The sequence below is a fragment of the Zhongshania sp. genome (assembly GCF_047636175.1).
Taxonomy (GTDB): domain Bacteria; phylum Pseudomonadota; class Gammaproteobacteria; order Pseudomonadales; family Spongiibacteraceae; genus Spongiibacter.
In genome coordinates, this window is record NZ_JBLIKC010000029.1 from 24,050 (window position 1) to 36,949 (window position 12,900).

General features: G+C 50.0%; 12 protein-coding genes. All 12 read left to right on the plus strand.

Going from position 1 to position 12,900, the window contains the following annotated elements; all coding sequences use genetic code 11:
* Positions 1 to 22: 22 nt before the first annotated feature.
* Positions 23 to 1,174, plus strand: a complete 1,152-nt coding sequence (lpxB, locus tag ACI955_RS15150; RefSeq protein ID WP_415244581.1) for a lipid-A-disaccharide synthase — start codon at positions 23 to 25, stop codon at positions 1,172 to 1,174.
* A complete protein-coding gene (gene rnhB / locus ACI955_RS15155; protein WP_415244582.1) occupies positions 1,167 to 1,775 on the plus strand; it encodes a ribonuclease HII in 609 nt (202 codons plus the stop codon). Before lpxB ends, rnhB begins: the two co-directional genes overlap by 8 nt.
* Positions 1,775 to 5,257: a DNA polymerase III subunit alpha gene (gene dnaE / locus ACI955_RS15160; protein ID WP_415244583.1), complete on the plus strand. Its 3,483-nt coding sequence runs from the start codon at positions 1,775 to 1,777 to the stop codon at positions 5,255 to 5,257. The genes rnhB and dnaE overlap by 1 nt, the downstream gene beginning before the upstream one ends.
* A gap of 85 nt (positions 5,258 to 5,342) precedes the next feature.
* On the plus strand, positions 5,343 to 6,293 hold the full coding sequence (locus ACI955_RS15165; RefSeq protein WP_415244584.1) for an acetyl-CoA carboxylase carboxyltransferase subunit alpha: 951 nt from the start codon (positions 5,343 to 5,345) through the stop codon (positions 6,291 to 6,293).
* A 54-nt stretch (positions 6,294 to 6,347) separates the two neighbouring features.
* Positions 6,348 to 7,679, plus strand: a complete 1,332-nt coding sequence (gene tilS / locus ACI955_RS15170) for a tRNA lysidine(34) synthetase TilS (protein ID WP_415244585.1) — start codon at positions 6,348 to 6,350, stop codon at positions 7,677 to 7,679.
* Positions 7,680 to 7,731: 52 nt separating this feature from the next.
* Positions 7,732 to 8,544: a tRNA (cytosine(32)/uridine(32)-2'-O)-methyltransferase TrmJ gene (gene trmJ, locus ACI955_RS15175; protein ID WP_415244586.1), complete on the plus strand. Its 813-nt coding sequence runs from the start codon at positions 7,732 to 7,734 to the stop codon at positions 8,542 to 8,544.
* Positions 8,545 to 8,650: 106 nt separating this feature from the next.
* On the plus strand, positions 8,651 to 9,127 hold the full coding sequence (locus ACI955_RS15180; RefSeq protein ID WP_415244587.1) for a Fe-S cluster assembly transcription factor: 477 nt from the start codon (positions 8,651 to 8,653) through the stop codon (positions 9,125 to 9,127).
* 44 nt (positions 9,128 to 9,171) lie between these two features.
* Entirely contained in the window at positions 9,172 to 10,386 is a 1,215-nt protein-coding gene (locus tag ACI955_RS15185) for an IscS subfamily cysteine desulfurase (RefSeq protein WP_415244588.1), read from the plus strand.
* Positions 10,387 to 10,412: 26 nt separating this feature from the next.
* Entirely contained in the window at positions 10,413 to 10,799 is a 387-nt protein-coding gene (gene iscU / locus ACI955_RS15190) for a Fe-S cluster assembly scaffold IscU (RefSeq protein ID WP_415244589.1), read from the plus strand.
* Positions 10,800 to 10,819: 20 nt separating this feature from the next.
* Positions 10,820 to 11,143: an iron-sulfur cluster assembly protein IscA gene (iscA, locus tag ACI955_RS15195; protein WP_415244590.1), complete on the plus strand. Its 324-nt coding sequence runs from the start codon at positions 10,820 to 10,822 to the stop codon at positions 11,141 to 11,143.
* Between the two features lie 26 nt (positions 11,144 to 11,169).
* Positions 11,170 to 11,709 carry a Fe-S protein assembly co-chaperone HscB gene (gene hscB, locus ACI955_RS15200; protein ID WP_415244591.1) on the plus strand — a complete coding sequence of 180 codons (540 nt, stop codon included), beginning with the start codon at positions 11,170 to 11,172 and terminating at the stop codon, positions 11,707 to 11,709.
* A gap of 38 nt (positions 11,710 to 11,747) precedes the next feature.
* A partial coding sequence (locus ACI955_RS15205; protein WP_415244592.1) for an Hsp70 family protein occupies positions 11,748 to 12,900 on the plus strand: 1,153 nt, incomplete at its 3' end.

Here is a 12,900-nt window from a genome sequence, read left to right on the forward strand (position 1 = left end):
GGCCGCGACAAATGGCTATATTATGAGTGTATTGCGAATCGGTATTATTGCTGGAGAAGCCTCTGGTGATATTTTGGGCGCTGATTTAATTCGCGCAATTAAGCAACGTCACCCCAGTGCCATCTTCGAAGGTGTGGCTGGTCCGCTGATGATCGAGCAGGGCTGCCGGAGTCTGTGCGATATGGACCGCTTGTCGGTGATGGGTCTTGTTGAACCCCTCAAGCGGCTGCCTGAGTTGCTGCGTCTGCGGCGCTTATTAAAGGCGCATTTTTTGACTTGGCAGCCTGCTATTGTTATCGGTATTGATTCCCCTGATTTTAATCTAAATATTGAGCTGTATTTGCGTCAACGCGGTATCAAAACACTGCACTATGTCAGTCCGTCGGTATGGGCTTGGCGACAGGGGCGAGTGAAGAAAATCGCCAAAGCGGTAGATCATATGCTCACTCTGTTTCCCTTTGAAGAGCAGTTCTATCAAGAACATGGTGTTCCCGTGACCTGTGTGGGGCACCCCTTGGCAGATCAGATTCCACTGCATGATCAGCGTGCAGAGGCCAGAACAGAGCTTGATGTTGAAGACGGTCACCCGGTGCTAGCGATTTTGCCTGGTAGCCGCAGTGGGGAGGTTGCCCAGCTTATCGAGCCCTTTTTAAACACCGCGCAATGGTTGCGTTCTGCGCAGCCAAATATTGAATTTTTAATTCCGGCCGCCAACGTGGAGCGTAAACAGCAGATATTGCAGGCAGTGGCGACACTTTCTCGAGATTTACCGGTGCGAGTGGTGCTTGGTCAGTCTCGCACCGTGATGGCGGCGTCGGATGTGGTGTTAATGGCGTCCGGTACCACCAGTCTCGAAGCGTTGCTGCTGCAGAGGCCGATGGTGGTTGCCTACCGATTTGGTAAATGGTCTTATCAAATATTTTCTCGCTTGATCAAAACGCCGTTCTTCTCTTTACCTAACTTATTAGCGCAGCGCGCATTGGTGCCTGAGTTATTGCAAGATGAGGTGTGTGCTGAGGTGATTGGGCCGCTATTATTAGAGCAGTTAAATAATGCGAATCACCGCGACACCTTGATAGCCGAATTCCAAATTATTCACCGGCAGTTAGCGCGTGGAGCGAGCGAGCGCGCTGCTGACATTGTGTTGCAATGCGCCGGAGTCGAGGATGTCTGAGATTGATGAATTATTTGCCGAGTTTGATGTTCCGCTATTAACCGCGGGTGTTGACGAGGTGGGGCGAGGCCCCTTGTGCGGTGACGTTGTAACGGCCGCAGTTATTTTAGATCCTGAAAAGCCCATTGCCGGTTTGAATGATTCTAAAAAATTGAGTGAGAAGCGCCGCGAAGCACTTTTTATTGAAATAAAAGATAAGGCCCTAAGCTTTTGTATAGCCAGAGCGTCGGTGGCCGAAATCGACGAGTTGAATATATTGCAGGCGAGTTTATTGGCCATGCATCGCGCCGTTGCTGGTTTGACAGTGCAGCCCGAGTTCGTGCTGGTAGATGGTAATCACCTGCCAAGTTGGTCTTACCGTGCCCAAGCAGTTGTCAAAGGCGATAGCCGAGTCCCCGCCATAGCCGCAGCGTCAATTTTGGCAAAAGTAAGCCGCGACCGAGAAATGGCTGAGATGGATGTTTTATACCCAGGTTACGGTATGGCCGGTCATAAAGGTTATCCAACCAAGGTTCATTTGGCGGCCCTGAAATCCCTAGGTGTTACGCCAATTCATCGCCGTAGCTATGCGCCGGTTCGCGCTATTTTAGAGGCTGAGTAATGATTGCAGATCAGTTCGTCCACTTGCGTGTGCATTCCGAATATTCAATCGTCGATGGCTTAATACGGATTAAAGCCCTAGCGAAAAGGGTCGCCGATCTTAATATGCCGGCGGTTGCTTTGACTGATCTTAATAATTTTTATGCGCTGATCAAATTTCAAAAAGCGGCGAGCGGCGCAGGTATTAAACCCATTTTTGGCAGTGACTTGTTAGTGCGTGACGACGATGATCCCGATCAAACTAGCGTGCTGTGCTTGCTGGCACAAAATCAAACGGGCTACCGCAATCTTACTGAGCTAATATCTCGCGCTTATTTAGAGGGCCAGTATCAGGGTCGAGCCTACGTTAATCGCAGCTGGGTCGAGCAGGCTAGTGATGGGCTTATTGCGTTATCTGGGGGTCGTGAGGGCGATGTGGGTCAATTGCTGATGGCAAGTAAGGCACAGGCAGCTACCGCTAGTCTTGCTCGTTGGCTCAGCGTTTTTCCAGACCGCTTCTATATTGAATTACAGCGAACTGGTCGGCAGTACGAAGATGAATACTTGCATGCGGCTGTTGCCTTGGCTGAACAAGCCGACTGTCCGGTGGTGGCCACCAATGATGTCCGCTTTCTAGATCCCGATGAGTTTGATGCCCATGAGGCGCGTGTTTGTATTCGCGATGGTCGAGTCTTGGACGATCCGCGTCGGCCGAGAAATTATAGTGAGCAACAATGCTTGCGCAGCGCCGAAGAGATGCAGGCCTTATTTGCTGATATCCCAGAGGCCTTGCAGAATAGCGTTGAAATCGCCAAACGATGCAATTTAACTATTCCACTCGGTACTTATTATCTTCCCGAATACCCCATTCCAGCGGGCCAAACCCAGGAAGAGTTTTTCCGTGAGCTATGTCATAACGGCCTAGACCAGCGCTTGGACTTTCTTTTTGAAAGTAAGTCGCCTGAGTTTGTCGATCATCAAAAAGAATATCGAGATCGTCTCGATTTTGAACTTAACGTTATTCTACAAATGGGCTTTCCCGGTTACTTCCTAATCGTTATGGATTTTATCCAGTGGGCCAAAGATCATGATATTCCTGTGGGCCCTGGTCGTGGTTCCGGTGCGGGGTCGCTGGTAGCCTATGCCTTAAAGATTACTGATCTTGACCCTATTCAATATGACTTACTGTTCGAACGATTTTTGAATCCTGAGCGGGTATCCATGCCTGATTTCGATGTCGACTTTTGTATGGACGGTCGCGACCGGGTTATTAACTATGTCGCTGACAATTACGGTCGCGACGCGGTTAGTCAAATTATTACTTTTGGTACGATGGCTGCAAAAGCTGTGGTGCGTGATGTTGCCAGGGTGCAGGGCAAGCCCTATGGTCTTGCTGATAAACTTTCAAAAATGATTCCATTTGAAGTTGGGATGACACTTACCAAGGCCCATGAACAAGAAGAAGTCTTGCGTGAGTTTTTGGTAAACGACGAAGCCGCCCAAGAAATTTGGGACATGGCAGTGCAATTAGAAGGCGTGGTGCGCGGCGTAGGTAAACACGCTGGCGGGGTGGTGATTGCGCCATCGAAGCTAACGGATTTCGCTCCCCTGTATTGCGATGATGCCGGCGGTGGTTTGGTAACCCAATTTGATAAAAACGATGTCGAAGACGCGGGTCTCGTTAAGTTTGATTTCTTGGGTTTGCGAACCCTGACAATTATCGATTGGGCGCTCAAAATTATAAATGCTCAGCGCGCTCAAGTAGATGAAGCCGCCTTGGACATCATGGCCATTCCTTTGCAGGATAGGCCTACTTTTGATCTGTTAAAACGGGCCGAAACCACCGCGGTATTCCAGCTGGAATCTCGCGGTATGAAAGATCTGATCAAACGCTTACTGCCCGACTGCTTTGAAGATATTATCGCGCTGGTGGCTCTGTTCCGTCCGGGTCCTCTGCAGTCGGGTATGGTTGATGACTTTATTAATCGCAAGCATGGGCGGGCGGAGGTAGCCTATCCGCATCCCCAATACCAACACGATTGTTTGAAGCCGGTTTTGGGGCCGACCTACGGTATCATTTTGTATCAAGAGCAGGTTATGCAGATTGCCCAGGAAATGGGTGGCTACACTCTTGGTGGTGCTGACTTGTTACGCCGCGCCATGGGTAAAAAAAAGCCAGAAGAGATGGAAAAGCAGCGGGTCTTGTTTCAGGCTGGTGCGGTTGAAAAGGGCTTTCAGGAAGAGCTCGCGTCTAACATCTTCGACTTAATGGAAAAATTTGCCGGCTACGGTTTTAACAAATCGCACTCTGCTGCATACGCCTTAGTTTCCTATCAAACTGCCTGGCTGAAAACCCATTATCCGGCGCCATTTATGGCCGCAGTAATGAGTTCGGAATTGGATAATACCGACAAGATCGTTATTTTTATCGAAGAATGTCGGGAAATGAAACTGGACTATAAGCTGCCTTCGGTAAATGAAGGTGAGTATATGTTCACGGTTAACGATCGCGGTCAGATCGTTTACGGGCTGGGCGCGATTAAAGGTTTGGGCGAAGGTCCAGTTGAGAATATGATAGCGGCGCGTAATGCGGGCGGGCCATTTGTAAATTTGTTTGAATTTTGTGAGCGCACTGATCCGCGAAAGGTAAATAAGAGGGCGATAGACGCGCTGATTCGCTCGGGTGCTTTTGATGACTGGGGTGAAGATCGCGCCATATTGATGGCGGCCATGCCTGAGGCTGTAAAAGGGGCCGAACAGTCAGCTAAGAATACCGACAGCGGGATGACTGACTTGTTTGGCGAGACCTTAGCCGTCGTGAGCCGCGATGTATATGCACCCTTTCAAGGCGTGCGTCGCTGGACGAGTAAGGAGCGCTTGCTAGGGGAGAAGGAAACCCTAGGACTTTATGTTACTGGGCATCCTATCGACGACTACGAAGCTGAGCTAAGACGTTTCGTGCCCAAAAAGATTGTGGATCTGAATCCGGAAAAGTATCCGCAAACCATTGCCGGCTTAGTGATGAGTACGCGCACCATGAGAAATAAGCGCGGTGATACCATGGCCTTTGTGTTATTGGATGATCGCACCGCTCGCATTGAAGTTGCCTTGTTCAGCGACGCTTATGACGCCTGCCGTGAGAAGTTGGTGAAGGATACCGTGATCGTCGTTGAGGGTGTCTGTAGCAATGATGAGTATAGCGGTGGCAAAAAGATGCGCGTTAAGGCGGTGCGAAGTATTGCTGAGGCGCGGGACCAGAGCGCCAAAGAATTGCAGATTTCGGTGTCCGCTGACAGCTTGGGAAATGAAGGTCTTGATCGGCTGAAAGGGGCTTTAAATGTAGCCAGAGGTGGTCGTTGCCCGGTGGTTATCCATTACCGCCGCCCAGAGGGGGAAGGTCGTATTTGTCTGGGTGACAATTGGCGAATCCTGCCAAATGATGAGTTATTACTGCGATTGCGTGACGAGTGTGGCGCAAATAACGTGGTGATCAATTACGATTAACGTATAATCTAAAGTCTGAGTGGGCCCATTTATCGGCATGAAATGTGGCCGTTTCCTGAATTTGACAAGCGAATAAAGTAGAGCGATGAATCCGAACTATCTTGATTTTGAACAACCGATTGCTGAGCTGGAAGCCAAAATCGAAGAGCTGCAGCTAGTCGGAAGCGACAACGACCTCAATATCACTGAAGAAATCGCCAAGCTACGTGAGAAAAGTAGCAAGCTGACGGAAAAGATTTTCTCAAATCTGACTCCGTGGAATGTGGTCAAGATCGCTCGTCACCCAATGCGACCCTACACGCTTGACTATATTCGTCGCATTTTTACTGACTTCGACGAGTTGCATGGCGATCGTCATTTTGGTGACGATTCTGCAATAGTGGCCGGTATTGGTAAGCTTAACGGCATGCCGGTAATGGTAATTGGCCAGGAAAAAGGCCGCGGTGTCACTGAGAAAGTAAAGCGCAATTTTGGTATGCCTAAACCCGAGGGTTATCGCAAAGCCCTGCGCTTGATGGAGCTGGCAGAGCGTTATCACTTGCCGATTGTCACTTTAATTGACACCCCGGGCGCATACCCAGGTATCGACAGTGAAGAGCGCGGTATCAGTGAGGCGATTGCACAAAACCTTGCGGTGATGTCACGCCTCAAAACACCGATAGTCTGCGTTGTGATTGGTGAGGGGAGTTCCGGTGGAGCCTTGGGTATAGGTGTTGGTGATCATATTGCGATGCTGCAATATGCAACTTACTTTGTTATTTCGCCAGAAGGCTGCGCCAATATTATTTGGAAGAGCTCAGAGTTTGCGCCAGATGCTGCAGAAGCAATGGGTTTGACCTCTACCATTCTTCAAGAGCTGGGTATTGTGGACGCCACTATTCCTGAGCCACGTGGTGGCGCGCACCGGGATATTGATCTGAGTGCGGCGCGGGTGCGTGATCATATTGCGACTGAAATTACTCGCTTACAGGGCTTATCAGAAAAAGACCTGCTCGATACGCGCTACGAGCGTTTAATGTCTTACGGTGCTAGCTAAGCTTTGTTAGGCTAAGTCCTGCCTGCTAGGCGTTCTTCTGGGCGCGGAGCTTATATGACTGAACTACTGTCCCCTATTTCAGCAACGCTGGCCCCTTATTTGGCTTGTCAGCGCTGGTATATTGCCTATAGTGGTGGTTTAGACTCCCATGTCTTGCTTCATTTTGTCTGGCGACTGCGGCAGGAAGCCTTGCGCGCTGGCAAGCCTTTTCCAGAACTTTGTGCCATCCACGTTAATCATCAATTGCAGGCAGACTCACTCCATTGGGCTGCTCACTGTGCAAGCACGTGTAATGAATACGGGATTGCCATCGACGTTCGAGCGGTCAGTATTGAGGGGCGCGGGCAGGGCGTAGAAAGTCTTGCTAGGGCGGCCCGCTATAAAGTGTTTGAAGATATCGTCGATGAGCGCAGTGTGCTGTTAATGGCACATCACCAAGATGATCAAGCGGAAACATTTTTACTGCGCTTGATGCGTGGTGCCGGTGCGGCCGGTTTAGCGGCAATGCCGGTAAGCCGACCATTGGGGCGAGCTATGCTGTTTAGGCCGCTGTTAAATATGGCGCGCTCACAGCTTGAGGCTTACGCAGCTTATCACTGTCTAGAATCTATCGATGACCCCAGCAACCGCGACCCGCAATACCGGCGTAATTTTCTTCGTCATCGGGTGATGCCGGTACTGGCGGAGGTCTGGCCGGCTTATCGACATAGCATTGCCCGCGCCGCTGAGTTACAGGCTGAAACGAACAATTTATTGAGCGCCTATCTCAGCGCTGATGTGACCGCGATTAGTGATGCTGACGGTAGTTTAGATCTTAAGGCTTTGATGAAGTTTGATGCTTTGCGGCAGCGAGCGGTGCTGCGTCATTATGTTCTTCAGCATCTTGAGATTCGTTTAGATAGGGCTCAAAGTGAAGAGCTTGTGGGCCAGTTTTTGCACTCTAGTCCCGATAGTCAGCCGGTATTCGAGCTAAATAATGGTATGACTATTCGATCGTTTCGCGGGCGTCTTTCCTGTGAGCGAGATCCGGCGGAATATGTTTTCGATCGCGGTCTAGTGCGAGACTGGGATGGCCGGCAAGCCTGTTTGATAAGTGGCCTTGGGCGCCTGAGTGTAAAGGCCGGCGGTGAGTTTGTTCCCCGCGGTAAAATAACGGTACGTTTCCGTAGCGGTGGTGAGCGCTGTCGTATAGCGGGCCATGCGCACAGCCGGCCGTTAAAGAAACTACTGCAGGAGTGGAGCGTGCCGCCGTGGAAACGGGAGGTTCTGCCCTTGATTTATTGCGATGATGAAATAGCAGCAATTGCCGATATCGCGATTTGTGAAGGTTTTCAGGCTGCTTTTGGAGAGCCTGGGCTGAGTTTGCGTTGGCTTTTGAGTCGCTGACCTATTCAAAAGCTTCTGTTAGAATAGTCGGCTCCTCACAAGAGCCGTGATTATGAGTTCGCAGAATTTAAACCCGCAAAATACTATTGCTAGCCCGCTAGATAATGTCCGTATCGTGCTGGTGAACACGTCCCACCCCGGTAATATTGGTGCAGTGGCGCGGGCCATGAAGAATATGTGCTTATCGCAGCTGTATTTGGTCGAGCCTCAAAAATATCCCCATGATGAAGCAATTTGGCGTGCCGCTAGCGCGGGCGATGTCCTGGAGTCGGCGATAGTTTGTGAAACTTTGGCCGATGCGATAGCTGGGTGCCAGTTAGTTATCGGTACCAGCGCCCGCGAGCGCACCGTGCCATGGCCTATGTTAGACCCTCGCAACTGCATGGAGCGGGCCTATCAAGAGGCCGCAGTAAACCATAAGGTCGCTGTGGTGTTCGGCCGTGAAGACCGTGGGTTAACCAATGAAGAGTTGCAGCGTTGCAATTTGCATGTCCATATTCCGGCTAACCCTGATTACAGCTCGCTGAATATTGCGATGGCTGTTCAAGTCTTGAGCTATGAATTGCGGATGGCGCATCTCAGCGGCGAGTTGAGTAGCAACGATATGGCGGAATGGGATGTGCCTGTAGCGGGTGCAGATGATCTAGAACGCTACTTGGTGCATCTTGAAGAAACGTTGCGCGAGATTAATTTTTTGCGGCCGGAGGCACCTAAAAAACTGATGACCAGACTTCGTCGCTTGTATCAGCGCACTCGCTTAGATGAGATGGAGGTGAATATTCTGCGGGGTATTCTCACTTCTACACAATACTGGGTGCGCAAGGCAAAAGTGAAGGATGATGACATCAATAGCGAGACCAAATAAGGGAGCGCTATTGCTTATTTAAGTCCTACTAAAACCATCGGGTATAAAGTTGACTGTTTTGCTGGGTTATTGCATAATTGAGTCGTGGAAAAGTTTAGGTGAATTTATGCGACTAACGACAAAAGGCCGCTACGCAGTGACAGCCATGTTGGATTTGGCGCTGTACGGTGACCGCGGCCCCATCAGCTTAGCTGATGTGTCGGGGCGACAAGATATATCGCTGTCGTATTTAGAGCAGCTATTTGCCAAATTACGTCGCAATGATTTAGTGTTTAGTACGCGCGGCCCAGGTGGCGGCTATCGACTAAGTAGGCCCAGCGAGACAATTTTTGTCGCTGAGATTATTGATGCAGTCGATGAGCGAGTAGATACCACGGGTTGCGCAGGCAAGAGTGACTGTCAAGACGGTGAAACATGTCTGACACACAATTTGTGGTCGGATCTCAGTGATCAGATCCATCACTTCTTAAGTGACATTAGCTTAGCTAGTTTGGTTGAGCGGCGCGATGTTCAAAATGTGTCTGCGCGCCAAATACGGCGGGCGCGCAACACTCAGTCGATTATTTTGACAGCCTTAGATTAGTTTACCCCCCCCCCGGCTGTGGTCGGGAATCTGGAGATAAGTGTATGCAATTGCCAATTTACTTGGATTACTCTTCGACTACGCCCGTTGATCCCCGGGTTGCAGAGAAAATGATGGCCTGCCTGACCGCTGATGGTGTGTTTGGTAATCCGGCATCACGCTCTCATATGTTCGGCTGGAAAGCTGAGGCTGCAGTAGAGAATGCGCGTCGTCAGGTTGCCGATCTGTTGAATGCGGATCCCCGTGAAATTGTTTGGACTTCTGGTGCTACCGAGTCAAATAATCTTGCGATTAAAGGTGCTGCGCATTTTTATAGCAAAAAAGGTAAGCACATAGTTACATCGAAAATTGAACACAAAGCGGTATTAGATGCATGTCGCCAGCTAGAGCGCGAAGGCTTTGAAGTCACGTATCTTACCCCGACAGATAAAGGTCTTATTACGCCAGAAGCGGTTGCCGCTGCAGTGCGTGAAGATACCGTTGTAGTTAGTATCATGCACGCCAATAATGAGATCGGTACCATTAGTGATATCGCCGGAATTGGTGAAGTGTGTCGCGCTAATGGAGTGGTGTTTCATGTTGATGCTGCGCAAACCTCGGGTAAGATCCCTATCGACATGGAGACAATGAAAATTGACTTATTGTCTATGTGCGGGCACAAAATGTACGGTCCCAAAGGGGTTGGTGTTCTGTATGTCCGCCGTAAACCACGCATACGCTTAGAGGCGCAAATGCATGGTGGTGGTCACGAGCGCGGTATGCGTTCAGGTACTTTACCAACGCATCAAATTGTTGGAATGGGCGAAGCTTGTGAACTTGGCCGCAAAGAAATGGTACAGGATGCGGCACATGCCCTGGCCTTGCGCAATCAGTTTTGGGATGGCTTGAAAGATATTGAGCAAGCTCATATTAATGGTGATATTGAGAAACGACTGCCGGGTAATTTGAATGTCAGTTTAGCGTTTGTAGAAGGCGAATCGTTGATTATGTCTCTCAAAGATTTGGCGGTGTCGTCAGGGTCAGCCTGCACATCTGCTAGCTTGGAGCCTTCGTATGTATTGCGTGCACTTGGTCTTAATGATGAGTTAGCGCACAGCTCACTGCGTTTCTCCTTCGGGCGATTCACAACAGCTGAAGAAGTAGATTACGCAATTAAGCAGGTTTGTAGCGCAGTTGATAAATTGCGAGAGTTGTCGCCTTTGTGGGATATGTACAAAGACGGCGTGGATTTAGATAGTATTGAATGGGCGGCTCATTAAGCTGTTCAGCGCGAGAGGACGAAATCATGGCATATAGCGAAAAAGTATTAGATCACTACGAGAATCCGCGCAACGTCGGTAAGTTTGACGATAGCGCTGATGAAATTGGTACGGGTATGGTTGGTGCACCAGCTTGCGGCGACGTAATGCGTCTGCAAATCAAGGTGAATGAGCACGGCATTATTGAAGATGCCAAGTTCAAGACCTACGGTTGTGGCTCGGCCATTGCGTCTAGTTCGCTGCTCACCGAGTGGGTGAAGGGCAAAACGCTAGAAGAAGCGGAGCATATTAAAAATACCCAGATTGCCCAAGAGTTGGCTTTGCCACCAGTGAAAATTCACTGCTCGGTACTGGCAGAAGATGCGATTAAGGCCGCGGTATCAGATTACCGCAAGAAAAGAGCTGCGTCCTGAATCGCAGTAGGAGAGGGTAGATGCCAATTTCAGTAAGCAGTGCGGCGGCAAGTCATATTAATCGACAGATGGTTGGTCGTGGCTGCGGCTTGGGTATTCGTATCGGAGTGCGCACATCAGGCTGCTCCGGTATGGCCTATGTGTTGGAATTTGTCGATGAATTGCAGGCTGAAGATCAGGTTTTTGAGCGTGATGGGGCCTCAGTCTATATCGACCCCAAGAGCATGGTATACCTCGATGGCACCGAGTTAGACTTTGTAAAAGAAGGGCTAAACGAAGGTCTGAAATTTAATAACCCCAATGTGTCGGCTGAATGTGGCTGCGGTGAGAGTTTCACCGTCTAGCGTTCTTGCCGGCCGGCCATAACGCTATGTTAGAATTTAATCCTCAGGAAAACTTCTTCGCTCTGCTGGCTGTGCCTCAGAGCTACGAAGTTAATCAAGCTGATTTAACTCGTCGTTATCGAGAGCTTCAGCGCGAAGCTCACCCGGATCGCTTTGTCGGGGCGAGTCAGCGAGAGCATCTGCGCGCAGTTCAATTCTCGTCACAAATCAATGAAGCTTATGAGACCTTGGTTTCTGCGACCCGTCGTGCCGCGTACTTACTCAAGCTGGCTGGTGTCGATAGTGATATGTCGTCCTCTACGTTTCAAGATCCTGAGTTTTTGATGCAGCAGATACATCTTCGTGAGGAGCTTTCGGAGCTGCAGGATGCTGAAGATCCAGAGTCCGCACTGGATAAGTTCTACAGTGATCTCGATGCTGCTGCAAACCAGCAAAAACTGATATTTTCGACTAATTACACGCAGCGGCAATTCGACGTGGCATTGCAAAGTTATGCCAAGCTTCAGTTTTTGGAAAAGCTGCGCAGCGAAGCTGAGTTAAAAGAGAGTGAACTACTCGATTATTGAAATAGGCGAACTGATCGCCAGGAGTCCAAATAACCCCTATGTTGATGCAAATTTCAGAGCCAGGACAAGCCCCCGAGCCGCACCAGCGTAAATTGGCGGTAGGCATTGACCTCGGCACCACAAACTCCTTAGTTGCCACTGTTCGCAATGGCAGTGCGCAAACCCTAGCGGATATCGATGGCGTCCATTTATTGCCCTCGGCAGTCCATTACGGTGAAGATGCCCAGATCGATATCGGCGAGAAAGCCCTGGCGGTTGCAAGTGCGGATCCTCGTAATTCTCTGTTGTCGATTAAGCGCTTAATGGGCCGCTCCTATGCTGATGTGATTGGCGCCGAGGGGGTCATTAAGTCGCCCTGCGAATTACTTGATTTGGGCCAGGATATGGTCAAGATCCGCACCCGCGCTGGTGATTTATCACCAGTGCAGGTATCGTCTGAAATATTGAAATCCTTGGGTCGCCGTGCCGAAGAGACCCTGGGCGGTGAGTTAACTGGGGTAGTGATTACTGTACCGGCTTATTTTGATGATGCTCAGCGTCAGGCGACGAAAGATGCAGCTAAAATTGCTGGGTTAAACGTACTGCGGCTATTAAATGAGCCTACCGCGGCGGCGGTCGCTTACGGCCTAGACCAGCAAGACGAAGTGGCGATAGCGGTATTCGATTTGGGAGGCGGCACCTTTGACGTTTCCGTACTTCAGTTAACTAAGGGAGTATTCGAGGTACTTTCTACGGGCGGGGACTCTGCACTTGGTGGTGATGATTTTGATCACATGCTGGCACAGTGGTTTGTGGCCGAAAACAACATGGTAAGTTTGGATATGTTTGAGCAGCGCAGTCTGCTAACGGCAGCTCGTGAGGCCAAAGAAGCGCTCTCTGATGTTACTGAAGTTCAGCTAAGCTTGGGTGGTATCAGCTCAACGCTGAGTCGGCAGCAGTTTAATGAGCTGATTGATCCTCTTATTGATAAGGCAATTCGAGCCTGTAAACGTGCTTTGCGCGACGCCAAATTACCCAGTAGTGAGATTCATAACGTGGTTATGGTGGGTGGATCAACTCGGGTCCCCCGTGTTCGTGAGCGTGTGACTCAGTGGTTTGGGCGTGAGCCTTTGGTAGATTTAGACCCTGATAAGGTGGTTGCCCTGGGCGCGGCTTTGCAGGCTGATCAATTGGTGGGCAACCGCAGCGGCG

Bases quoted from the DNA above. Each gene is read 5' to 3' on its own strand.
- lpxB (WP_415244581.1), top strand. From the start codon at position 23: ATGAGTGTATTGCGAATCGGTATTATTGCTGGAGAAGCCTCTGGTGAT.
- rnhB (WP_415244582.1), top strand. From the start codon at position 1,167: ATGTCTGAGATTGATGAATTATTTGCCGAGTTTGATGTTCCGCTATTA.
- dnaE (WP_415244583.1), top strand. From the start codon at position 1,775: ATGATTGCAGATCAGTTCGTCCACTTGCGTGTGCATTCCGAATATTCA.
- ACI955_RS15165 (WP_415244584.1), top strand. From the start codon at position 5,343: ATGAATCCGAACTATCTTGATTTTGAACAACCGATTGCTGAGCTGGAA.
- tilS (WP_415244585.1), top strand. From the start codon at position 6,348: ATGACTGAACTACTGTCCCCTATTTCAGCAACGCTGGCCCCTTATTTG.
- trmJ (WP_415244586.1), top strand. From the start codon at position 7,732: ATGAGTTCGCAGAATTTAAACCCGCAAAATACTATTGCTAGCCCGCTA.
- ACI955_RS15180 (WP_415244587.1), top strand. From the start codon at position 8,651: ATGCGACTAACGACAAAAGGCCGCTACGCAGTGACAGCCATGTTGGAT.
- ACI955_RS15185 (WP_415244588.1), top strand. From the start codon at position 9,172: ATGCAATTGCCAATTTACTTGGATTACTCTTCGACTACGCCCGTTGAT.
- iscU (WP_415244589.1), top strand. From the start codon at position 10,413: ATGGCATATAGCGAAAAAGTATTAGATCACTACGAGAATCCGCGCAAC.
- iscA (WP_415244590.1), top strand. From the start codon at position 10,820: ATGCCAATTTCAGTAAGCAGTGCGGCGGCAAGTCATATTAATCGACAG.
- hscB (WP_415244591.1), top strand. From the start codon at position 11,170: ATGTTAGAATTTAATCCTCAGGAAAACTTCTTCGCTCTGCTGGCTGTG.